This is a genomic window from Pseudomonas sp. NY15356 (assembly GCF_048068175.1).
GTDB lineage: Bacteria > Pseudomonadota > Gammaproteobacteria > Pseudomonadales > Pseudomonadaceae > Aquipseudomonas > Aquipseudomonas putida_K.
The window spans coordinates 34,870-56,131 of the sequence record NZ_JBLUPW010000027.1; the positions used below are offsets into that span (position 1 = coordinate 34,870).

The 21,262-nt window shown below is 64.6% G+C and carries 19 protein-coding genes and 1 riboswitch; of the genes, 5 read left to right on the forward strand and 14 right to left on the reverse strand.

From position 1 onward, the window contains the following. Positions 1 to 26 precede the first annotated feature (26 nt). Entirely contained in the window at positions 27 to 989 is a 963-nt protein-coding gene (locus ACNFCI_RS19075; RefSeq protein WP_368830105.1) for an alpha/beta hydrolase, read from the forward strand. 197 nt (positions 990 to 1,186) lie between these two features. Here ACNFCI_RS19075 and ACNFCI_RS19080 read toward each other — a convergent pair whose 3' ends face one another. From ACNFCI_RS19080 to pvdM, 6 genes are all read right to left on the reverse strand, one after another. Beyond that, positions 1,187 to 3,697: a TonB-dependent siderophore receptor gene (locus tag ACNFCI_RS19080; protein WP_368830106.1), complete on the reverse strand. Its 2,511-nt coding sequence runs from the start codon at positions 3,695 to 3,697 to the stop codon at positions 1,187 to 1,189. 115 nt (positions 3,698 to 3,812) lie between these two features. Further along, a complete protein-coding gene (locus ACNFCI_RS19085) occupies positions 3,813 to 5,462 on the reverse strand; it encodes a cyclic peptide export ABC transporter (RefSeq protein ID WP_368830107.1) in 1,650 nt (549 codons plus the stop codon). A gap of 14 nt (positions 5,463 to 5,476) precedes the next feature. Then, positions 5,477 to 6,808, reverse strand: a complete 1,332-nt coding sequence (locus ACNFCI_RS19090) for a lysine N(6)-hydroxylase/L-ornithine N(5)-oxygenase family protein (protein WP_084857467.1) — start codon at positions 6,806 to 6,808, stop codon at positions 5,477 to 5,479. 215 nt (positions 6,809 to 7,023) lie between these two features. Then, complete coding sequence (locus ACNFCI_RS19095) at positions 7,024 to 7,896, reverse strand: formylglycine-generating enzyme family protein (protein ID WP_368830108.1); 873 nt, start codon at positions 7,894 to 7,896, stop codon at positions 7,024 to 7,026. 12 nt (positions 7,897 to 7,908) lie between these two features. Further along, entirely contained in the window at positions 7,909 to 9,186 is a 1,278-nt protein-coding gene (locus tag ACNFCI_RS19100; protein WP_368830109.1) for an aminotransferase class V-fold PLP-dependent enzyme, read from the reverse strand. 15 nt (positions 9,187 to 9,201) lie between these two features. Further along, positions 9,202 to 10,551: a pyoverdine-tailoring dipeptidase-like protein PvdM gene (gene pvdM, locus ACNFCI_RS19105; RefSeq protein WP_368830110.1), complete on the reverse strand. Its 1,350-nt coding sequence runs from the start codon at positions 10,549 to 10,551 to the stop codon at positions 9,202 to 9,204. A 182-nt stretch (positions 10,552 to 10,733) separates the two neighbouring features. On the opposite strand from pvdM, the gene ACNFCI_RS19110 reads away from it, so the two are divergent. Next, entirely contained in the window at positions 10,734 to 11,159 is a 426-nt protein-coding gene (locus tag ACNFCI_RS19110) for a hypothetical protein (protein ID WP_084857475.1), read from the forward strand. A 57-nt stretch (positions 11,160 to 11,216) separates the two neighbouring features. Here the strand turns inward: ACNFCI_RS19110 and pbpG are convergent, their stop codons facing one another. Both pbpG and ACNFCI_RS19120 read right to left on the reverse strand, forming a co-directional pair. Then, positions 11,217 to 12,143, reverse strand: a complete 927-nt coding sequence (gene pbpG / locus ACNFCI_RS19115) for a D-alanyl-D-alanine endopeptidase (RefSeq protein WP_368830111.1) — start codon at positions 12,141 to 12,143, stop codon at positions 11,217 to 11,219. A 259-nt stretch (positions 12,144 to 12,402) separates the two neighbouring features. After that, positions 12,403 to 12,585, reverse strand: coding sequence for a hypothetical protein (locus tag ACNFCI_RS19120; protein ID WP_084857477.1), 183 nt, complete (start codon positions 12,583 to 12,585; stop codon positions 12,403 to 12,405). A 175-nt stretch (positions 12,586 to 12,760) separates the two neighbouring features. Here ACNFCI_RS19120 and ACNFCI_RS19125 point away from each other — a divergent pair, with 175 nt between their 5' ends. Beyond that, complete coding sequence (locus tag ACNFCI_RS19125) at positions 12,761 to 13,582, forward strand: shikimate 5-dehydrogenase (protein WP_324812756.1); 822 nt, start codon at positions 12,761 to 12,763, stop codon at positions 13,580 to 13,582. Between the two features lie 78 nt (positions 13,583 to 13,660). Here ACNFCI_RS19125 and ACNFCI_RS19130 read toward each other — a convergent pair whose 3' ends face one another. The 3 genes from ACNFCI_RS19130 to ACNFCI_RS19140 form a co-directional block, all read right to left on the reverse strand. After that, positions 13,661 to 13,909 carry a hypothetical protein gene (locus ACNFCI_RS19130; RefSeq protein WP_084857480.1) on the reverse strand — a complete coding sequence of 83 codons (249 nt, stop codon included), beginning with the start codon at positions 13,907 to 13,909 and terminating at the stop codon, positions 13,661 to 13,663. A 97-nt stretch (positions 13,910 to 14,006) separates the two neighbouring features. Next, a complete protein-coding gene (gloA, locus tag ACNFCI_RS19135; RefSeq protein WP_084857481.1) occupies positions 14,007 to 14,528 on the reverse strand; it encodes a lactoylglutathione lyase in 522 nt (173 codons plus the stop codon). 222 nt (positions 14,529 to 14,750) lie between these two features. Continuing rightward, the gene (locus tag ACNFCI_RS19140) at positions 14,751 to 15,113 is read right to left on the reverse strand and encodes a histone-like nucleoid-structuring protein, MvaT/MvaU family (protein WP_084857483.1); all 363 of its coding nucleotides are present in this window, start codon (positions 15,111 to 15,113) and stop codon (positions 14,751 to 14,753) included. A 359-nt stretch (positions 15,114 to 15,472) separates the two neighbouring features. On the opposite strand from ACNFCI_RS19140, the gene ACNFCI_RS19145 reads away from it, so the two are divergent. Further along, positions 15,473 to 16,762: an OprD family porin gene (locus tag ACNFCI_RS19145; protein WP_084857485.1), complete on the forward strand. Its 1,290-nt coding sequence runs from the start codon at positions 15,473 to 15,475 to the stop codon at positions 16,760 to 16,762. A gap of 63 nt (positions 16,763 to 16,825) precedes the next feature. Next, positions 16,826 to 17,575, forward strand: coding sequence for a precorrin-6A synthase (deacetylating) (gene cobF / locus ACNFCI_RS19150; RefSeq protein WP_368830112.1), 750 nt, complete (start codon positions 16,826 to 16,828; stop codon positions 17,573 to 17,575). A 177-nt stretch (positions 17,576 to 17,752) separates the two neighbouring features. Here cobF and ACNFCI_RS19155 read toward each other — a convergent pair whose 3' ends face one another. From ACNFCI_RS19155 to ACNFCI_RS19165, 3 genes are all read right to left on the reverse strand, one after another. Next, complete coding sequence (locus tag ACNFCI_RS19155; protein ID WP_368830113.1) at positions 17,753 to 19,879, reverse strand: TonB-dependent receptor; 2,127 nt, start codon at positions 19,877 to 19,879, stop codon at positions 17,753 to 17,755. A gap of 109 nt (positions 19,880 to 19,988) precedes the next feature. Then, a riboswitch (cobalamin riboswitch) is annotated at positions 19,989 to 20,195 on the reverse strand. Between the two features lie 42 nt (positions 20,196 to 20,237). After that, on the reverse strand, positions 20,238 to 20,807 hold the full coding sequence (locus ACNFCI_RS19160) for an N-acetyltransferase family protein (protein ID WP_368830114.1): 570 nt from the start codon (positions 20,805 to 20,807) through the stop codon (positions 20,238 to 20,240). A gap of 58 nt (positions 20,808 to 20,865) precedes the next feature. Next, entirely contained in the window at positions 20,866 to 21,210 is a 345-nt protein-coding gene (locus tag ACNFCI_RS19165; RefSeq protein WP_224459015.1) for a carboxymuconolactone decarboxylase family protein, read from the reverse strand. Between the last annotated feature and the right edge of the window lie 52 nt (positions 21,211 to 21,262).

Below are 21,262 nucleotides of genomic sequence, written 5' to 3' on the forward strand. Positions count from 1 at the left end.
ATTACCGATTGTCCCTGGAGCACCGCATGCGCTTGCACTCTGATTTGTCCGCTTTCCTCGAACTGGTCGAACTCGGCCGCCTGGCTGGCAAGAGCCAGCCACTGCACCTGCAGCCACTGGCCCAGGCGCGCAGCGATTTCGAAGCGTCTTCGCAGATCCTCGACCCCAACCCACCGGGCGCCGTGAGCGTAGACGCGCTCAGCCTGCCGATGCGCGACGGCGCGCAACTGCCCGCGCGCCTGTACCGCGCCGCCGGCCAGGACGAGACGCGGTTGCCGGTGATCCTCTACCTGCACGGTGGCGGCTATGTGGTCGGCAGCCTCGACTCCCACGACTCGGTGTGCCGTCGCCTGGCCCTGGACGGGCGTTTCGCGGTACTGGCCCCGGCCTATCGGCTGGCGCCAGAGCACCCATTCCCGACCGCGGTGGAGGACGCCGAGGACAGCCTCAAGGCGCTGCCGGCCCTGGCCGAGGCATGGAATCTGGACCTGCGCCGCGTGGCCCTGGCCGGCGACAGTGCCGGCGCTACCCTGGCCACGGTACTGGCGATGGTCGCTGCCCGCGAGCCTCAGGTCTTGGGGGTGCAACCGCTGGCGCAGTTGCTGTTCTACCCGGTCACCGACATCAGCACCACCCGCGACTCGCACCGGCGTTATGGCGAGGGCTACCTGCTGGAGCGCGAGACGCTGGAGTGGTTCTATGCGCAGTACGTCACCGATGCCGCGCAACGGCTCGACTGGCGGGTATCGCCATTGCTGGGGGATTGCACCGCCGCCCAGGTGCCGGCATATATCGCGGTTGCCGGCCACGACCCTTTGCGTGACGAGGGGCTGGCGTATGCCGAGCAACTACGTGCCGGTGGTACTGCCGTGACCTTGCGGGTGGAGGAGGAGCTGTCCCACGACTTCCTGCGCATGGGTGGGATCGTGGCGGAGGTAGAGGGGCTTTATGCCGACGCGCTCGATTGGCTGGCCGTGCGGCAGGGCTGATCGAACCGCTGCAAGCGTGGGGCCTGCTCTCATACAACAGCGCATAACCCATTGATTCTGCGAGCGCTCTGTAGGCGCGGCGATCTGACGTGTCCCGCGATTAGGCCGGCCCCGACATCACCGTCGCCTGGCGAGGGCTTGGCCCTTGATCGCGGGACAAGCCCACTCCTACAGGTATAGCGCCGCTCTTGTCCCGGTCAGAACGCGTACTTGGTGCTGATCAGGAAGCTGCGTGGCGTACCGTACGAGGCGCTGTAGAAGTTTTCGTCCAGGGAGCTGAAGTACTTCTTGTCGAACAGGTTCTCCACGGTGGCGGTGGCCGACCATTGGCGGTTGAACTGGTAGCGGGCCATCAGGCTGGCGATCGCGTAGTCGTCCTGCTTGACCTTTACCGGGCTGTTCAACTGCCAGTTGTCGACAGTGAAGTGCATGCCGCTCTGCCAGTTCACACCGCCACCGATGGTCAGCTTGTCCAGGTCACCCTTTAACTGGTAGGTGGTCCACAGCTTGAACATGTCGGTTGGGATGGTGGTCTTGACCCGCTCGCCGTCGTTGTCCTTGATCCGCGAATACGTGTAGCTGGCCAGGAGGTTCCAGCCTGGCGTCAGTTCGCCGCTGATCTCCATGTCGATACCCTTGGTCTTGGTCTTCTCGGCGCGGTAGGCGGTGACCAGGCCATCGGTGCCTTCGACCGTGCCGTCGGCGACGGCGTCATTGTCCAGCTTCACTTCGAACAAGGCGATGGCGGTGTTCAGGCGGCCGCCGAAGTACTCGCTCTTGAGGCCGATCTCGTAGTTGTCGCCTTCGCGTGGATCGAGCAGCTTGCCGGACTGGGTACGGTAGGGCTGGGGCTTGAAGATGCTGGTATAGCTGGCGTAGACCGAATGCACGTCGTTGAGGTCGTAGACCACGCCGGCATAGGGGGTGACTTCACCGGTGGCCTTGACCGAGTCGTCGGTGTTGAAGCGCTGCATGTTGGCCACGTTGTAGTGGAGCATGGCGTCGTACTTGTAGTTGCTGACCCGTGCGCCGAGGATCACCGCCAGGTCGTCGGTGGGCTTGAGGCGGGTGGCCAGGTAGGCGCCGTTCTGGCGTTGGTTGATGTTGTCGTCCTCCCGGTTGAAATTGTAGGACGCGCTCGGCGCCTTGTTGTCCCAACGCCAGATATTCACCGGCTTGCCGCTGACGCCGTTGTCGCTCTTGCCGTTGGCCAGCAGGTTGCCGAAGCCGTTGCGGCGGTTCTCGTAGCTCTGGTAGTTGAAGCCCACCACCAGTTCGTGTTCGCGTCCCATCAGCTCGAACGGGCCGCTGAGCATGATGTCCACACCGCGCTGCACCTGTGTGTTGTCGCCCTTGGTGGCAGTGTACTTCAGGCCGTCGCCGGTGCTCGGGTTGACGAAGCCGGTGGTGGTGCCGACGATGATCGAGTCGTAGTCTCGGGTGCCGTACAGGTAGTTGGCGGCCACCTTCAGAGTCCAGTCGTGGTCGAGTTTCTGCTCGATCGAGGCGAAGGTGTTGACCGATTCCTGACGGTTGGTGCTGTCGCGGCTGGCGCCGTTGTAGGAGCGCGGCATGCGGAACTGGAAGCCGTTGCCGGCGGCGTCCTTGCCGACCACCGGCAGGCCTGTGGTGGAGAAGCCGCGCGGGTCGCTATTGAGGTACTCGACACCCAGGGTGAACAAGGTGCTGGGGGTCAGGTCCATTTCGGTCACGCCGTAGAGGATGGTCTTTTCCTGCTCCAGGTGGTTGGTGAAGCTGTTGCCCTGCTGATAGGCCGCCACCGCGCGGCCACGCACCGTGCCGCTTTGGTTCAGCGGGCCGGAGACATCCACCTCGCCCCGATACAGGTCCCAGGAGCCCAGGCCGCCGCTGACATAGCCCTGGAAGGTGGACGTGGGCTTCTTGCGCACCAGGTTGACGGTACCGGAGGGGTCGCCGGCGCCGGACATCAGGCCGGTGGCGCCGCGAATCACTTCGACTCGGTCATAGATGGCCATGTCCGACAGCGCCTGGGGCAGGGCCTGGCTGAAGGCGAACGAGGTAGTGGGCATGCCGTCGTACTGATAGTTGTCGATGGCCAGGCCACGGGAATACACGTACAGTCGGTCGCTGCCCGGGCTTTGCACGTTGATGCCGGGGGTTTGTTCCAGCACCTGGCCGATGCTGCGCAGGTTCTGGTCTTCCATGCGCTGGCGGGTCATCACGCTGACCGACTGCGGGGTTTCGCGCAGGCTCAGGTTGAGCTTGGTCGCGGTGTTGGTCTGGCCGGTGGTGTAGGAGCCGGTGCCCTCGGTGGTGCTGCCCAGGCCCGTGCCGGCGATGGTGGTGGTGCCCAGTTCGACCGAGGACGTCGGCCCGCGGCCGCTGATGGTCAGGGTGTCGCCGCGCAGTTCGTAACGCAGGTTGGTGCCGGCCAGCAGGGCGCGAATGGCTGTTTCGGTGTTCAGGCGGCCGCGTACGGTGGCGCCTTGCAGGTTGCCCACGTCGTCGGGGCTGAACAGCAGTTGCACGTCCGCTTGCTTGCCGAATTGCTGCAGGGCACGGACCAGTGGCTGTGCTGGGATGTCGAAGGTGGCTTCGCGTGCCTGGACCTGGGCACTCAGCGGCAAGGCGATGGTCAGGGCCAGGGTCGGCGCCAGGCGTGGAGTGGTGAACAGGCGACGGGTTTTCAGGGCCCTGGCCAGCGGGCTCAGTACGTGTTTGGACATATGGGGCTGTGCTCTTGCGTTGGCAGATTATTGGGAATGATTTTTATTACTGTGCTTGAGACGTGCGTCACCGCACAAACCGGAAAAAATTTCCGGTCGGCGGCGAGCGGCGGGATCAGGCGGGTTGCGGTTCGCTGACGATCTTGCCGGCCTTCAGGCGCACCCGTTGGTCGGCGATGTCGAAATAGCGATCGTCGTGGGAAATGACGATGATGGTCTTGCCCAGGCGTTTGAGGTCGGGCAGCAGCTCGGTATAGAAAATGCGGCGGAAGGTCGGGTCTTGGTCGGCGGCCCATTCGTCGAACACCAGCACCGGGCGTTCCTCCAGCCAGGCGTTGAGCAGGGCCAGGCGCTTGCGCTGGCCGGTGGAGAGGTCGGTGGTGGTGAACACGCCGTCGCGCACGCTGACCTTGTGGTCGATCTCCAGGCGGCGCAGGTAGCGCTCGGCATCCTCGGGGATGTGCGTGGCGCCCTGGACCACATCGTCGAACAAGTAGTAGTCGGCGAAGATGGTGGTGAACAACTGCCGGTAGTCGTCACGGGTCTGGGCCACCACCGGTTTGCCGTTCAAGGCGATGTGCCCGCTCTGGGGCGTATACAGGCCCAGCAATAGCTTGATCAGGGTGGTCTTGCCGCACCCGTTGTCGCCGATGACGAAGACGATTTCCCCTGCCTCGATGCGCAGGTCCACCGGGCCCAGGCTGAACGGCTGGGCACCGGGTACCGGTGCGAAGGCATAGGTCACGGCCTCGAGCGCCAGGCTCTGCACGGCGCTGGCCGGCTGGGCCGGGCCGTCGAGCAGCAGGTGCGGCTCGGGGGAGGAGAACTGGCGCGACAGCTCGGCGATACGGCGCAAGGCGATCTGGGCGCGGCCGACCACTGGCAAGGCGCCGATCAGATTGTCCAGCGGCCCTTTCATGTACAGCAGCACCAGTACGAAGCCGCTCATCGTCGCCTGGTTCTGCGCCGGCCACAGCGACTGCATCGCCAACGCCGCACCGATCACCACGAAGAACAGCATCGAGCCGAAGCTCTTGGCGAGCACGAAGGTATTGATCGAGCGTACCTGGATGGTGCAGATGCGTTCGGCGGTGTCCTGGATGCCTTGGCGGAACATCCGTTGGCGGCGCGGACGGTGGATGCGCAGTTCCTTGGCGCCGCCGGCGATGGCGCTGTAGTGCTTTTGCAACTCGTCTTCGGCTTCACGCGCCGACTCGAAGCCGTTCAGGCCTCGGTTGCGGGCGATGAACTGCACCACCGTGCCTACGCCGATGGCCACCAGCACCATCAGGAACATCGGCCACGACAACATGGCCAGGTAACCCAGGCAGCCCAGCACCACGGTCAGGGAGATGGCCAGTGGGGCAAAGGCGAAGGCGAAGTCGCTGATGGTGTCGACGTCGTGGGTCAGGACCGGGATCAGGCGATGGCTGCGGTAGCGTTCGATCTGCTCGATCGGCGCGGCCAGCACTTTTTCCCCCAGGCTTTTGCGCAGCCGGGCGACGATGTGCTGGCCGACATGGTTGGTGCCGATGTCCGAGCAGATGGTGCTGACCAGGGCCAGCAGGCACAGCCCGGCAAAACCCAGGACGACGCCCTGGGTCAGGCCGTGCTGGCTGTGCAAGGCGCCGTTGATGGTGGCCAGCAGCGTGGTGACGCTGATACCCCCCACCATGCCCAGGAGCGTGGACAACGCCACCAACGGCCAGAACGGCTTGAGCAGGCCCAGCAGGTCGGCCACGGCGCTGCGAGGTTGACAGGTCATGGAGGGCTCCGGCTTCAAGCGTTGAGGAGTTGAGCGACCGGGCGGGGCTCGCGGGCCTTGCCCAAGTGCTGGTACAGCGAATGGCTGATCTCCTCGGCACGGGCCGGGAGTACCGACAGCAGCGTGTCGCTCAGGCCGTGGCTGGTTTCGCAGAAGCCTTGCAGGTACACGTTGGCACGCATTTGCGGTTGGCTCAGGGCGCGGTAGTCACGGTCGACTTGGTAGTCCTTCAGGTAGCCTTCCAACGGGGCCAGCAGTTCGCGGTGGGAGCGGCGCTCGTAGCCAGTGGCAAGAATCACGGCGTCGTAGCGGTGGGTCTGGTCCTTGCCGGTGGCGTGGTCGCGCAGGGTCAGCTCGATGCCGTCGGCAGTGGCGCTGACCGCCTCTACCGCACGGCGGCACAGCACCGCGTGGCGGAACTGGTGGGAGACCTTTTGGCGGTAGAGGATGCCGTAGATGCGTTCGATCAGGTCGATGTCGACCACCGAATAGTTGGTGTTGTGGTATTCCTCGATGAGTTTTTCGCGGTCCTGTGGAGGTTGGTTGAACACCAGGTCCGTGTAGCTGGGGGCGAAGATCTCGTTGACGAACGGGCTGTCATCGGCGGGCTTGAGGGCAGTGGAACGCAGGACCATGTCGACCTTGACCGAGGGGTAGCTGTCGTTGAGGTCGATGAAGGCCTCGGCGGCGCTCTGGCCGGAGCCGATGATGGCGATGCGCATCGGATGGCCGCTGGCGCACGGCAGTTGCTCCAGGGCGGCCAGGTACTGGGAGTGGTGGAAGACGCGCTTGTCATGGCGGTAGGGGGCGAACACCGCCGGGATGCGAGGCGAGCCGCCGCTGCCGACCACCACCGAGCGGGTCAGGCGGGCGTGTTCGCGGCCTTGGGCGTCACGGGAGATCACGCGCAAGGTGTTCACCTGCCCATCAGCGACCACCGGCTCCACGCGCAGCACCTGCTCGCCGTATTGGGCCTGGTCGGCGAAGTGCTCGGCGACCCAGCGCAGGTAGTCGTTGAACTCCAGGCGGCAGGGGTAGAAAGTGCCGAGGTTGACGAAGTCGATCAGCCGGCCCTGCTTGTGCAGGTAGTTGACGAAGCTGTAGGGGCTGGTGGGATTGCGCAGGGATACCAGGTCCTTGATGAAGGAGATCTGCAGCTCGCTCTGGGTCGCCAGGGTGTTGCCGTGCCAGCGGTAGTCCTGCTGCTTGTCGAGGAACAGCGCGTCGAGGGTCTGGCCGCTGCTGATGGCCTTTTCTTCCAGGGCAATGGCCAGCGCCAGGTTGGAAGGGCCGAAGCCCACGCTGATCAGGTCGTGGAGCTTGTCGTGCGAAGTCGTCTGGCTCATGGTCGTCGGTTCCTTGAATGTGCGGCCGGGTAGGGCGGAAGGGCCAGGCGCCATGGGCGGCCTGGGCCTGTTCTTGGAACGAGCGGTGGAAGGGGGAATTTAGCGGGCAAAGGCCCCCGGGCGGGTTTACCCGCGAATACCGGCGCAGCTGGTGTTGCCTTCTTCGCGGGTGATCCCGTTCCCACAGGGCGCGCGGCGTGCTTACAGGTTGTGTTCTACAGTTCGCGCGCCACACGCAGGCCGAGCCAGTCGCCACGGACGTCGGGCGAGCGGGTGTTGCGGTTGCCGGAGCGGGAAAAGATCGGCGCTTCGGTCCAGTCGTTGCCGCGGATCTGCCGGGTCTTGCAGTCGCCGCCGGCCAAACCGTCGGTCCAGGCACTGCCGTCGTCGGGCGCGCCATCGTAGTTGGGGCTCCAGCAGTCGGCGACCCATTCGTAGACATTGCCATGCATGTCGTAGAGGCCGAAGGCATTAGGTGGGTAGCTGCCCACAGGTGAGGTGTAGCTGTAGCCATCCTTGGGGCCATAGGTGTTGGCGTTGCGGCTGATCTCGTAGTCGGCATCCGGGTCCATCGCGAAGGGGAAGGGCCCGGTGCTGCCGGCACGGGCCGCGTATTCCCGTTCGGCCTCGCTGGGCAGGCGATAGTGCTTGCCGGTCTGTTTCGACAGCCAGGCGACATAGTCTTCGGCATCCTGGAAGCTCATGCACACCGCAGGCTGACGTGGCCCTTGCGGGTAGCTGGGCTTTGAGGCCGTGCAGCGCCGACCCGGGCGCTCGTCGCCGTCGGCGATGCGGGTGCCGGAGGCCTTGAGGTAGGCGTTCCATTCGCCAGCGGTCACCTGGAAGCGGCCGATGGCGAAGGGCTTGGCAAAGGTCACCCGGTGCACCGGGCCCTCGTCGTCCTGGCGGCCGAGTTCGTCGTCGGGAGTGCCCATCTGGAAGCTGCCGGCCGGGACCACGACCATTTCCGGGCAGGCGGCCTTGCAGTCGCGAAACACCGTGCTGGGTTTCGTATCCGCGGCCTGGGCCGACAGGCCGCAGCTGGCCAACAGAGTCGCCAGGGTCAGGCGATACAGAGGTAGGTTCATTGGGATGCCTTGTCAGAAGTGCTGGGTGAGCAGAGCCATGGCCCGGTCGATCTGCTGCTCGTCGTTGAGCAGGCCCGGAGCGAAGCGGATCACGGGGCCGACGTCACGGTCGACGGCATCGACCATGACGTTGTTGGCGATCAGGTGGGCCGCCACCGCGTCGCAGTCGCGGCCCTCGATGCGCAGGAAGGTAAAGCCTGCGCAGAATGCCTGGCTGCGCGGGGTCACCAGCTCGATCGCCTTGTGCTCGGCCAGGTGCGCCTTGAGGTAGTCGTTGAGCTGGTGGATGCGTGCCTGGACGTCGGCCTTGCCCAGCGTCAGGTGCAGTTCGAAGGCCTTGCCCAGGGCCCAGCGATGTTCGAAGGCATGGTAGCCGCCGGGCGTCATGATGGTGCCGAAGTCTTCGTTGCGCGAGAAGGTGGCGAAGGTCGGTGTCAGGTGCTGCATCTGCTGCGAAGCGGCGCAGATGATGCCTGTGCCGCGGGGGCCGAACATCCACTTGTGGGTGCCGGCGATGAAGTAGTCGCAGTTGAAGTCGGCGAAGCGTTGGTCCTCCACGCCGAACCCATGCACGCCATCGACCACATAGAGGATGCGTTCCTCTTCGCTGCGTTCGCGGTTGTGCTGGCGCACCAGCTCGCCGATCGCGCCCACTGGCAATTTCACCCCGCTGCCGGAATGCACCCAGGTCATGCCCAGCACGCGGGTCTGGGGGCGGATGTTCTGGTCGATCAGGCTCAGCACGCGGTCGATGGAGACCTCTCGCGGGTGGTCGAACAGGCGCAGCTTGCGCACCTGGGTGCCGTGCTGGCGCTGGCGGAAGGCCAGGCAATTGCGGGTGGAATAATGCTCGTGCTCTGTGGTGAGGATCTCCTGGTGCGCTGCCACGTGCAGGCCGCCGTAGATCATGCCCAGGCCCTCCGTGGTGCTGCCGGTCAGGGCGATCTGGCGTGGTTGCACCTCCAGGTAGTGGGCTGCCCATTGGCGCACTTCGTCTTCGCGCTGCCACTCGTACTGGCTTTCCCAGTCCATGCGCAGGGCGGGGTTGCGGTCGAGGTCGGCGCGGTGCCGGTCGATCGCTTCCTGTACCGGACGCGGATGGGCGGTGATCAGGAAATTGGCGAAATGGGCCACGTCGGGGGCCAGGGGGAACAGGGCGCGCAGGTTGCGCCATTTGTCGGGGCCGGCCAGAGGGGGCGGCGCCGGAGTGGCCGCCAGTGCCTGTGGCAGCAGCGGCAGGGCGGCGGCGACCAGGCCAGCCTGCTTGAGAAAGGTACGACGGTGGCTCATGGCGGCAGGCCTTGTTCAGTGGGTGGTAGCGACGGGGTGGCCGGCGCTCTGCACCTGTTCCCAGACGCGCAGGAAGTTGCCGGCCCAGAGCTTGGCGATATCGGTTTCGCTGTAGCCGCGAGTGAGCAGTTCGGCGGTGACATTACGGATCTCACTGACATCCTTCCAGCCGTCCAGGCCACCGCCTTCGTTGAAGTCGGAGGCGATCCCGACATGGTCGATGCCGATCTTCTTCACGATGTAGTCGATGGCATCGACGTAGGCCTTCAGGCCTACCTTGGGCTCTTCGTCGAGGATGTCGTAGAGGCTGCTGGCGTATTCGCCGAAGCGTTGCTCAGGCCAGATAGTGATGGCTGGGTCACCTGGCATCAGGGCATAGTTGAGGTCCTTGAGCGGGCCCAGGTCGAAGCGCGCGCGCAAGCGTTCGAGTTTGTCCAGGGTTGGCTTGCCCAGGGGCTTGAGGTAGGCGCCGAAGCCGACCACCTGAATCAAGCCGCCGCTGTCCTTGATCAGCTGCATCTCCTTATCGCTCAGGTTGCGGCGGATATCCACCAGCGCGCGCGGCGCTGAATGGGAGGCGACGATCGGGGCCCGGCTCAGGCGCGCCACGTCTTTCAAGGCCAGGGTCGACATCTGCGAGACATCGATGATCACACCCAGGTCGTTGAGCCGGCGCACCGCCTGCTCGCCGATCGGCGACAGGCCGCCCAGGGTATCGGCGGTGTCGTTGAAGAACGGCATCGGCCGCGACGAGTCGGCCCAGCTGTTGTTGCCCACATAGCTGAAGCCGAACATGCGCATGCCGCGTTTGGCCCACAGGTCGAGCTGCGACAGGTCCTGGCCCATCGGGTAGGCATTGAGCAGGCTGATGAACACGGCGAACTTGCCTTCGCCGTTGAGGCGGCGGAAGTCGGCCGGGGTATAGGCGATACCGGCCTGGTTGGGGAAGTCGCGCACCAGGTTGCTGATGATCCGGTAGCGCACCTCCTGCTGGTGGCGCGCTTCGTCGACAAAGCCCGGCGTGGGCTTGTGCGGGGCATTGGGGCCGTTCCACATCTCCGGCCAGGCCAGGATGGTCAGCGCAGCGCCCGACAACCGCCCCTTGCCGGCCTTGACCAGGTCGAAGGGGTACGGGCCGTCCTTGTCCACCTCCTGGCCTTGGGTGCCGAAGGTCAGTGGCACGGTGATGTGGCCATCGAAGGAGAGCATGTGTTCGTGCATGTCCTTGGCCTGCTGGACGATCTTGCGCGGGTAGCCGGCATTGGCCTTCCAGTAGAAGTAGCCGGCGGCCGCGCCTCCCACGGCGAGCGCCAGGGCCAGGGGCAGGCCGATGTACAAGGCTTTGCGGGAACGGGTCTTGGTCATTGCCATCTCGTTGCAGGGCTGATCGGGCGGCCTGGTGGCGCAACGGCGCGCCGGGGCCAGGCGTGGGTATCAGGTGGACGAGTGGCGGTGCGGCAAATTTATCGGCCACGTGCGATTCAAGAAGCGCGCCCGGCCGCCGATAGGGAGGTCAATGCGAAGACTCACTGCAAGGAAGGTATGACATGGTCGCAATCACCGCCGCCACCCTCAATATCCCCGTCACCACCGGCGCTGTTGTGCAGGCTGGCGAAGGCGAGGGCAGTGAAAAGGCCGGCTTGACCCTGCAGGGTGATCTTTTCACTTTGAAAGGCGGCGCCCAGGCGAAATCGACCCAGGACGCCCAGGAAAGTGACGAGCCTGCGCACATCAAGCAGCTGCGCGAGATGATCCGCCAACTGCAGAAACAGTTGGCCGAAGAACAGAAGCAACTGGCGGCGTTGATGCAGAGCGACATGGACGAAACCACCAAGCTTGCGGCGATCTCGGCCAAGCAGGCCAGCATTGCCACGCTCACGGGAGAGATCCAGGCCGCCACCGCCTTGTTGCTCGAGGCCCTGCGCAAGAGCGGCGGCAGCAGCGCAGGCAGCATGGTCAGCGCTCTGGCCTGACACCGCGATCTGCTGTTGCACGCCCACCTGCAGGAGCGGGCGTGCACTTCATTGGCTTCAGTCCGACGCCAGGCGAGCGCGGTTCTGGCGTTCGGCCTTGTACTGCATGGCCACTGCCGGTGCCGGCTTGGCCGTGCCGGTTTCCAGCCACTGGCGCATGCGGCTGGCGTCGGCGAAGTGGGTGTACTTGCCGAAGGCATCCAGGATCACCATGGCCACCGGGCGGTTGTCCATCTTCGTCAGCAGCACCAGGCAGTGGCCGGCCTCATTGGTGAAGCCGGTCTTGGTCAGCTTGATGTCCCAGTTGCTCTTGTTCACCAGGTGGTCGGTGTTACGGAAGCCCAAGGTGTAGTTAGGCTTGCGGAACGCCACGGTCTTTTCGCGGGTGGTGGAGAGGTCGCCGAGCATCGGGTACTTGCGCGATGCCAGCAGCAACTTGACCAGATCCCGGGCGGTGGACACGTTCTGGGTCGAAAGACCTGTGGGTTCGACATAGCGGGTATGCGCCATGCCCAAGCTGCGGGCCTTGGCGTTCATGGCCTTGATGAAGGCGCTGTAGCCGCCTGGGTAGTGGTTGGCCAGGGAGTTGGCGGCGCGGTTTTCCGAGGACATCAAGGTGATCAGCAGGGTTTCGCGCCGGTTCAGCTGGCTGCCGAGCCGTACCCGGGAATAGACGCCTTTCATTTCCGGGTTGTTGGCGATGGTCATGGTGAGCATTTCGTCCATGGGCAGCTTGGCGTCGAGCACCACCATCGCGGTCATCAGCTTGGTCACCGAGGCGATCGGCACCACACGGTCGGCGTGGCTGGCATACAGCTCTCGGTTGGTGCTCAGATCGACCAGCAAGGCGCTGCCGGAAGCCAGGTGAAGCTTGGCGGGGTCGCGTTGGACCTGGGCCGGGGGTTGTGCAGCAGCAGTCGACGGAAGGGTCGCGGTTCCTGTGAGCAACAGCAGCAGGCTGAGGATGGACAGGGAAGTTTTCACGTTGAGGCTCACTAAAAGTTGGTATGTCGTTGGCTGTGCAAGGGTTTCCCCCGAAAAACCGTTGCATTGTGGAGTATGGCCGAAGTGCTGTCGATTGCTCGTTGAAGGCGGGCCGGGAAATGAAAAAAGCTTCATGCTGGAACGGTTCCGCGATGGCCGTTGGTCGGTTGGAGAAGGGCGAGCTGGCGACATAAAAAAGCCCGCCTGAAAAGGCGGGCAAGGAGAGCGTCAAGGGAGCAAACGCACAACGAAAATTCGGTCAGGCAAGCAGGCTCGTGGCTTGCAGGCGGTCGGCCAACGCTTGTGCCGTGGCCCGGGAGGTCAGCGGTCCGCTGACGGTCTCGCCATTGCGGGTCAGGTACCAGCACGCCAGCAAGCCTTGTTCGCGCAACGTGGCGGGTACGGCACTGCCGATGACGGACATGATCTGGATAGTGGCCATGGGGACCTCCTGTGTGACATGACGCTACCTTATCGGCAGGCCACGGCCAGGTGAAATCAACGCCCTCGATAGTGGTCATTAGCTTTATCAACTTTCATATCCGGGCCCGGGTGCTCCCAGGCGGTTGCGTCTGCTACGCTGCGCAATCGATTCAGCCCCAGCAAAGGAGCAGGCAATGGCGATTCCACCGAGCAGAGACACCGTGCTGTGCATTTCCCTGGCCGGGCGGCCCGGTACGTTCGGGGTGCGTTTTCACAACCACCTCTATGGGCAGTTGGGCCTGGACTACTACTACAAGGCCATGACCACCCAGGACCTGCCGGCGGCAGTGGCGGGTATCCGTGCGTTGGGCATCCGTGGTTGCGGCATCTCCATGCCCTACAAGGAGGCCTGCATGGCCTTGGTCGATGAGGTCGACCCGTCCGCTGCGGCCATCGACTCGGTCAATACGCTGGTCAATACCCACGGCCATCTGAAGGCCTACAACACCGACTACCTGGCGGTCCGCCAGTTGCTGGAGCGGCACCAGGTGGATCCGAACACAGCGTTCGCCCTGCGCGGCAGCGGCGGCATGGCCAAGGCGGTGGCCAGCGCCTTGCGCGATGCGGGCCTGCGTGAAGGGATCATCGTGGCGCGTAACGAGCAGGCCGGCCGGCAACTGGCCGATATGTGCGGGTACCGCTGGCAGGCAGAGTTGGGCGACCTGTGCCCGCCGATGCTGGTGAACGTAACGCCGATCGGCATGGCCGGCGGACCCGAGGCGGATGAGCTGGCCTTTGCCGACCATGCCATCGCGGCGGCCGAGCGGGTGTTCGACGTGGTGGCGATGCCGGCGCGCACGCCGCTGATCCGCCGTGCCGAGGCGCTGGGCAAACCGGTGATCACCGGGCTGGAGGTGATCGCCTTGCAGGCGCTGGAACAGTTCGTGCTCTACACCGGCGTGCGGCCGACCGACGAGCAGGTGGCGCAGGCGGTTGCCTATGCGCGGCAGCCCTGAGTTTTTGGGAACACCTGTGGGGGCGGGCTTGTACCCGCCGCTCCCACAAGAGATCGTGTTGCTGCCTCGATGACTGGATCAGAACACCTGGTGATCGCCGTCGAGCTGCTGGTCCACCAACCATCGGCCATGGGCGAGGGCGGCGTGCTGGGCGTTCTCAAGGTCGGACAGGAACGCCATCTTCATCGGCAGTGACAGGCGCCTGCTGGTGTGACCTTCCGGGTCGGTGATCAGGCAACCGGCGGCAAACGGCAGGGGCGACCCTGGGTGGGTCATCACGCTGGCGGTGATGGTGTGGTCGCGGTATTCACAGTGAAGGGTTTGCATCGTCCTTACCTCGCTGTGGCTTGGAACAGGTCTATTCCATATACCACAGCGAGGGGCCGAGGGTTCCCGGCCCGACGAGCGTGCCTTGCCGGCGGGCTCAGAGCTCGGTTGGCTGGATGATCTCCACCCAGTAGCCGTCGGGGTCCTTGATGAAGGCGAGGTGCTTCATGCGGCCGTCGCTCAGGCGCTTCTGGAAGGGCACCTGCAGGGCTTCGAAGCGCTCGCAGGCGGCGCGTACGTCCGGTACCGAAATGCAGATGTGGCCGAAACCGCGCGGGTCGGTGTTGCCATCGTGGTAGGCGAATGCCGGGTCGTTCTCGGTGCCATGGTTATGGGTCAGCTCGAGGATGCCTGGGATCGACTTCATCCACTGGTGGCGTTCGGCGTCATCGGCCGGAATCTGCGCAGGGTCCACCAGGGCCAGGAAGTACAGGCTGAAGGCTGCTTCCGGGAAGTCGCGCTTGTCCACCAGGCTGAAGCCCAGCACGCGGGTGTAGAAGTCCAGGGACTTTTCGATGTCCTTGACCCGCAGCATGGTGTGGTTGAAGACGAAACGGGCGGTGGCGGCGTCCGGCTTGGCGGTAACGCCTGGCAGGGTTTGCAGATCGTGCAGGCTCATGGGTGCTCCAGGAACGAGGCCAGGGACGGACCCTGGCGGTAAAGACAGGTGGGCCATGATACGGCAGTGAGGCGTGAGCGCAAATGAAAGCGCCCTGCACGAGTGCAGGGCGCTGGAATTAGAGGCCCGCGTGTGCGGGCGCGTGATGGGGTCGCTAGTCCTTTAGCTGGTTCGATACTGCGCGTGTCGATGTGAAAAAAGTGTGAAGTACGCGTTGATGTTTCATGTGCGTACCCAGCTTTCCACCGTCTTGGCGCCGTATTGCTCTTTCCAGGCCTTCAACCCGCGGTGGTTGCCGCCTTTGGTCTCGATCAGCTCGCCGGTGTGCGGGTTTTCGTACACCTTCACCACGCGGGGGCGGCGCTGCTGCTTGGGCGCTGCAGTCGGGGCCCGGGTGGCCGCCTTGGGGTCGAGGATGGCGATGATGTCGCGCAGGCTCTTGTCATAGCTTTTCATCAGGCCGACTAGTTTCTGCTCGAATTCGATTTCGCGTTTTAGGCCGGCATCCTTTTTCATCGCCTCCAGTTGCGCCATTTGTTCCTGGAGAGCTTTTTCGGCAGCACGAAACTCTGCAAGTCTGGACACTGTCATCACTCCTGTAAGTACCGTGGCGGGGCGTGACGAACATACAAAAAAAGCCATAAACGCCGGCCACGAGGATGGGTAAAGCTGTTCGCTGATATCGAGTGTAGTCTTCGAACTCATGAGGGTAAACCGCAAACTTTTTATAAGTAATCACGGAACTTTGCTAGTTTTTCGTGCGGTATTCACAGCGGTTTTCATAGTGCTCTTGAGGTCTACCTAGACCATGGTCCTATGGCTTGGTCTAGAGCGGCTGAGCGATCATCCAGGAAGCTGGCCGGGGTATTTGCCGACGGTCTTGTAGTGCCGGGGCGGCGTGCTGCCCCGGGTCGTTTTCGCTTTGTTCTGGATGTTCCTTTCGCATGTTTGCCCCATTCCCCCTTGCCCCCGGGCGTCGAGTTGCCGGCCTGTTCTTCCTGTGTGCCGGTGCCCAGGCCCAGGCCGCTGGTTTTCTTGAAGACACTACCGCCAAGCTCGAGGCGCGCAATGTCTATTTCAACCGGGATTTCCGTGACGGCCACAGCAGTTCCAGCCAAGGGGCGTCCAAGCGCGAAGAGTGGGCGCAGGGGTTCATCCTGAATGTGCAGTCCGGTTATACCCAGGGCACGGTGGGCTTTGGCGTGGACGCCCTGGGCATGGTCGGCTTCAAGCTCGACTCGAGCCCGGCGGACAGCAACAGCGGCCTGCTGCCGGCGTCCGGCCATGACCCGCGCCGTTCGGTCGACCAGTACGCCAAGCTGGGCGTGGCCGGTAAGGTCAAGGTGTCCCGCACGGTACTGCGCTATGGCTCGATGATGCCGGACATGCCCTTGCTCAAGTACAACGACGGCCGCCTGCTGCCGACGATGTTCCATGGCGCCATGCTCACCTCCGAGGAGGTGAGCGACCTGAAACTCACCCTGGCGCGCCTGAACCAGTACACGGCGCGAGACTCCACCGACCGCCAGGACATTCGCGTGCACTGCAAGAACAAGCGTTACGCCTGCGACACCGAGGCCGATCACTTCGACCTGGCTGGCGTCGACTACCGCTTCAGCGATCGCCTCAGCGGCCAGTACCAGGTGTCGCGCCTGGAGAACATCTACCGTCAGCAGTTCCTGGGCTTGGTGGCTACCCAGCCGCTGGCGCTGGGCAGCGTGTCGGCGGACCTGCGCCTGATCAAGAGCGATGACATCGGCAACGCCCGCGCTGGCGAAATCGACCACCGCGCCTTCAGTGGCATGCTCGGCTACAGCCTGGGCGGGCACAAGATCAGTGCCGGCTGGCAGCGCATGTATGGCGAGAGCGCCATGCCGTACCTCGACGGCAGCAACCCGTACCTGGTCAACTACGCCCAGGTCAACGACTTCGCCGCCGCCCAGGAGCGCTCCTGGCAGGTACGCTATGACTATGACTTCAAGGCCCTCGGCGTGCCCGGCCTGACCTTCTTCACCCGCTACATCAACGGTGACCATATCAAAGTCCCCGGCAGCACCGCTGAAGGCAAGGAATGGGAGCGCGATACCGAGCTCAAGTACCAGGTGCAGGGCGGTACCTTCAAGGACCTGAGCGTGCGCCTGCGCAACTCCACCTACCGCAGCAACTATGAGCGGTGGGCGCGGGACATGGACGAGACGCGGGTCATCGTCAGCTACAACTTCTCGATCCTGTAGGGCGTTTTGCCAAACACCGGCGGCCGGCCGACAATGGGCGCAGGCATCCGCGCGGGCAGGGCGATGAAACACCTTCTGCTGATTGGCATCGGGCCTGGCGACCCCCGCCAGGTCACCTTCGAGGCCGTGGAGGCGCTGCGGCGCACCACGGTGTTCTTCATCCTGGACAAGGGCCCCGACAAGGACGAGCTGGCGCGCCTGCGCACGATGATCCTGGAGCGCTACGTTCCGGCCGGTGGCTACCGCCTGGTGCAGGTGGCCGACCCCAGGCGTGATGGGCAGGCGGCGGACTATGTCGGTGCGGTGCAGCATTGGCACCGACAGCGAGCGGCCTTGTATGGCCGTCTGCTCGAGGACGAGCTGGGGCCTGGCGATGTCGGCGCGTTCCTGCTCTGGGGGGAGCCTGGGCTGTACGATAGCACCCTGCGCGTGCTGGACTTGGTCCGGGAGCGCGGCTTGGCCCTTGCGCTGGAGATAATCCCAGGTATCAGCAGCGTGCAGGCCCTGGCTGCCCGACATCAGGTACCGCTGAACCGCATCGGCGAGCCGCTGACCGTGCTGCCGGGCAGGCGCCTGGCCGAGCAGGGTCGGATCGACAATGTGGTGGTGATGCTGGACGGGCAGTGTGCCTTTGCTGACCTGGACGACCCGGCATTGACGATCTACTGGGGGGCGTATCTGGGAACCGAGGATGAGGTCCTGGTCGCCGGGCCGCTGCTGCAGGTCAAGGCGAAGATACTCCAGGTGCGGGAACAGATGCGCCAGCGCAAGGGGTGGATCATGGATACCTACCTGTTGCGGCGTGGGCAGTGATCCGCTGTTTCACCTTCATGCTCCATCGTTGGCACCCGGGAGAGCAGCGTGCGCGGTCCCTGTAGGAGCGGGCTTGTCCCGCGATCAAGGGCAAAGCCCTTGCCACCACCCGCGATGGCAGGTCCGGCCTAATCGCGGGACAAGCCCGTTCCTACAGGGGCGGCGCTGGCTTCGGGCTCAGAAGGTGTAGTCCACCGTGGCGAAATACGACCGGGGCGCGCCCAGCAGCCATTGGTCGCTGGTGTAGAGGTAGGAGGCCGCATACTCGCGGTCGAACAGGTTGTTCACCTGCAGCCCCAGGCGCACAGCCGGCAAGACCTGCCAGCCGATAGTGCCATCGACCACCGTATACCCCGGAACACTACCCTGGTTGGCTGCGCTGTCGTAACGCTGGTCCACGTAACGCAACCCAAGGCCGGCTTCGACATCCTGGCCCAGACCCTTGCTCACCCATAGGTTGGCCGTGCGCCGTGGCACGTTGGCCGGGCGGTTGCCGGCGCGGTCCATGATGCCGGTTGCGGTGTGCTCGAGATAGTCGTCGAACCTTGCACGTACCACCGAGGCGTTGGCCGAGACCTGCCATTGGTTGGCCAATGCCAGCTCCACGGACGCTTCCAGACCGTCGGACGTCTGCTGGCCGGCCTGCTGCAGGCCATGGTTCACCGGGTCGGCGACCAGCAGTTTGTGCTTGACGATGTGGTAGGCGGCCAATGTCCATTCGCCCCGGCCATCCCAGAAGCGCTGCTTGAGGCCCAGTTCCGTCTGCCTGGCTTTGGTCAGGTCGTAGCGCTGTTCCGGACGCAAGGTCAGCAGGTCGCCGATGCCGTCTTCGCTGGTGGAGTGCTGGCCATACAGGGACAGGTCCGGCGTGACCGCGAACACCAGGCCGGCACGCCAGTTGCCTCCGCGCAGGCTACGATCGCTACGGGTTTCATTCACCAGGTCGTTGCGCTCCACATGGTTTTGGTCGCGGCGCACACCGGTCACCAGCGACAGGCGCTCGGTCAGCGCGGTGCGGTTTTCCAGGAAGGTGGAGAATGTGTGGGTGACGGACAAGGTCTGCGGGCGTGTCGGCGACAGGCTGTGGAATCGGCCCGGGGCCGGGTTCCACGGATCGAGCGTGTCCACATTGCCGTCATCGAAGGGGGCATTGCTGTCGACGTTGAAGCGGATCTTGTTGTACTCGGCGCCGATCACGGTCTTGCTGGCGCGCCCGAACAGGGTATGGTCGAACGTGAAGCTCTGGCGGTCGCCGAACTGCTCCTGGTTGTGCTTGATCTGCAGGAAGCTGCCACGCTCGAGCACGCCATCGGCCGGGTTCCAGGTGTACGACTCGGCGTTGCGCCAATGCCGTCGGCTCTTGATGTAGTAGAGCTGGTTGCTGGCCGACAGGCTGTCGTGAATGTGCCAGTCGGTGTTCAGGCGCGTCCACTGGTCCCGATAGTGCTGCACGTCGTTGTCGATGTTGTAGTTCTTCTTGCGCAGGCTGCTGCGGTAGTGCCCATCGATCAGTGGGGTGCCGTAGTAGTTGGCCGGTTCGGTGTCGCCGCGTTCGTGGGCGAGGGTGAAACTCAGATCGTCGCTGGCGTCCAGGCGCAGGGCGGCGCTCAGGGCCAGGCTGCGCGAGTCGGTGCGCTCGACCCAGCCGTTGCCGGCCTGCCGGTTCAGGGTCACTCGGTAGCTCAGCCGTTGGCCAAGGCTGCCGCCGCTGTCCAAGCCCAGCTGTTGCCGGTCCCAGGCGCCGTAGCCCAGACGCAGGTGGTTGTGCACCGGCCCGGCGAACGGCTTCTTCGGGATCGCATTGACCACCGCGCCGGTGGCACCTTCGCCGTAGAGCACCGAGGCCGGCCCACGGATCACGTCGATCCGCTCGATCATCCATGGGTCGACCGGGAAGGTCAGGGTGCCTGCGCCACTGTACAGGCGTGAGCCATCGAACAGCGTCATCACCGAGCTTTGGCCTTCGAAACCCCGGGCCGAAAGGCCGGTGTTGCCGTCGCCTGGGCTGCCGGTGAAGGTGATGCCGGGCGAGCGGGTGACGGCGTCCTGGAGCGTGGCGTTGTTACGCCTCTGGATCTGCTCGGCGCTGATGGTGCTGGTGCTGGCCGGCGTTTCCAGCGCGCTCAGGCCCAGGCGCGAGCCGGCCTGGGTCGGGGTGCCCAGGTCGATGGCCTGCGGGTCGAGGGCCTCGGTGATCGCTGTAGAGGGGAGTGTCAGGACCTGGCCGTCGGGCTCATCGGGCCAGGCCGGCAGGGCGACGGCCAGGCAGGCCGCCAGGGTGTGAAGCTTGTAGATACGGGACATGTCGTTCCACGGTTGCAGGAAGGAATGGATCCCGGTGGAAACAACGCATGGAGACCTATCACGCACGCAGGGGCGCACGCGAAACCGGCCTGCGCCCGCCCACCGCGGGGTTGCCAACGAAGCTCCAGGCCGGTCTCCGGGCTTGCGAGGGTCATGAACGCCTTCACCTTCCCATGCACAGGCACAGTGGTGTGTCGAAGGGTTCGCTCGCTTACCGTTGCGGGGGCAGCGCCGGACTTGTCCTGTAAAGGACGCACCGGCTTCCCGTTTCACCCTGCGCGCGGCGGCGCAGGACACCTGAAACTGGCGCGCATCTGACCATCGATCGGCGAGGGAGTCAAATGCGCAGGGGGAGGGGTCAGCGACCGCGTCGGCGCGAGACGCGGGCCTCGATGTTCTTGCGCCCGATCAGCAGCGGCGGCTTTTCCACCACCGGCTCATCGGCCAGCCATTTGTACATCACCAGGCAGTCCACCAGCCCCAGCTGGGCATGGCGGTAGGCCTTGGGCAGCCGGCCGACAGTCTCGAAGCCAAGCTTGTGCCACAGCGCCACGGCCACTTCGTTGCTGGCCACCACCGAGTTGAACTGCAGGGCCAGGAAGCCTTCCTGGCGTGCCAGCTTCTGCGAGTGTTCGCACATCAGCCGCGCCACGCCACGACCGCGGGCGGCCTCGGCGACCATGTAGCCACAGTTGCCGACATGGCTGCCGGGGCCTGCTGCGTTGGCCTTGAGGTAGTACGAGCCCAGCAGTTGGCCGTCGGCTTCGGCCACCAGGGTGTGCAACGGCAGCGAAAGCCACAGGTGGCGGGCTTGCTCGAAGCTGAGGTCGGGGTCGAAGGCGTAGGTCTGGCGGGCCTGGACAATGGCCTGGAAGGTCGGCCAGAAGTGCTCGAAGTCTTCTGGCGTCATGGGTCGGATGTCAATCATTGCAGCTCCGTGGAATCGGGTTGGCCCGGCGCCGCCGCGCAGGGCGGCGCCGGTACGGTCAATCGTTGGCCTTGCCCACAGCGTCCATGACCCGGGCCGAATACACCAGGGCAGCGCCCGCATTCATCGCCACGGCCACGCCAAGGGCTTCGGCGATTTCCTCGCGGGTGGCGCCGTGCTTGACGGCCTGCTGGGAATGGACGGCGATGCACCCATCGCAGCGGGTGGTGACGGCCACCGCCAGGGAGATCAACTCGCGGGTCTTGGCATCGAGGTGGTTGGTCTTGGCCCCGGCACCGCTGGCGGTCATGTAGCCGGCCACGGTGTCGGGGGACAGCTGCTTGAGATCGCCGATGCCGGCCATCAACTGCTTACGGTAGGCGTCCCAGTCCATCATGCTCATCGTCTTCACCTTGTAGGGTTGGCAACAGGAGCTTTCAGGCTAGTCGAAGATT

Bases quoted from the DNA above. Each gene is read 5' to 3' on its own strand.
- ACNFCI_RS19075 (WP_368830105.1), top strand. From the start codon at position 27: ATGCGCTTGCACTCTGATTTGTCCGCTTTCCTCGAACTGGTCGAACTC.
- ACNFCI_RS19080 (WP_368830106.1), bottom strand. From the start codon at position 3,697: ATGTCCAAACACGTACTGAGCCCGCTGGCCAGGGCCCTGAAAACCCGT.
- ACNFCI_RS19085 (WP_368830107.1), bottom strand. From the start codon at position 5,462: ATGACCTGTCAACCTCGCAGCGCCGTGGCCGACCTGCTGGGCCTGCTC.
- ACNFCI_RS19090 (WP_084857467.1), bottom strand. From the start codon at position 6,808: ATGAGCCAGACGACTTCGCACGACAAGCTCCACGACCTGATCAGCGTG.
- ACNFCI_RS19095 (WP_368830108.1), bottom strand. From the start codon at position 7,896: ATGAACCTACCTCTGTATCGCCTGACCCTGGCGACTCTGTTGGCCAGC.
- ACNFCI_RS19100 (WP_368830109.1), bottom strand. From the start codon at position 9,186: ATGAGCCACCGTCGTACCTTTCTCAAGCAGGCTGGCCTGGTCGCCGCC.
- pvdM (WP_368830110.1), bottom strand. From the start codon at position 10,551: ATGACCAAGACCCGTTCCCGCAAAGCCTTGTACATCGGCCTGCCCCTG.
- ACNFCI_RS19110 (WP_084857475.1), top strand. From the start codon at position 10,734: ATGGTCGCAATCACCGCCGCCACCCTCAATATCCCCGTCACCACCGGC.
- ACNFCI_RS19120 (WP_084857477.1), bottom strand. From the start codon at position 12,585: ATGGCCACTATCCAGATCATGTCCGTCATCGGCAGTGCCGTACCCGCC.
- ACNFCI_RS19125 (WP_324812756.1), top strand. From the start codon at position 12,761: ATGGCGATTCCACCGAGCAGAGACACCGTGCTGTGCATTTCCCTGGCC.
- ACNFCI_RS19130 (WP_084857480.1), bottom strand. From the start codon at position 13,909: ATGCAAACCCTTCACTGTGAATACCGCGACCACACCATCACCGCCAGC.
- gloA (WP_084857481.1), bottom strand. From the start codon at position 14,528: ATGAGCCTGCACGATCTGCAAACCCTGCCAGGCGTTACCGCCAAGCCG.
- ACNFCI_RS19145 (WP_084857485.1), top strand. From the start codon at position 15,473: ATGTTTGCCCCATTCCCCCTTGCCCCCGGGCGTCGAGTTGCCGGCCTG.
- cobF (WP_368830112.1), top strand. From the start codon at position 16,826: ATGAAACACCTTCTGCTGATTGGCATCGGGCCTGGCGACCCCCGCCAG.
- ACNFCI_RS19155 (WP_368830113.1), bottom strand. From the start codon at position 19,879: ATGTCCCGTATCTACAAGCTTCACACCCTGGCGGCCTGCCTGGCCGTC.
- ACNFCI_RS19160 (WP_368830114.1), bottom strand. From the start codon at position 20,807: ATGATTGACATCCGACCCATGACGCCAGAAGACTTCGAGCACTTCTGG.
- ACNFCI_RS19165 (WP_224459015.1), bottom strand. From the start codon at position 21,210: ATGAGCATGATGGACTGGGACGCCTACCGTAAGCAGTTGATGGCCGGC.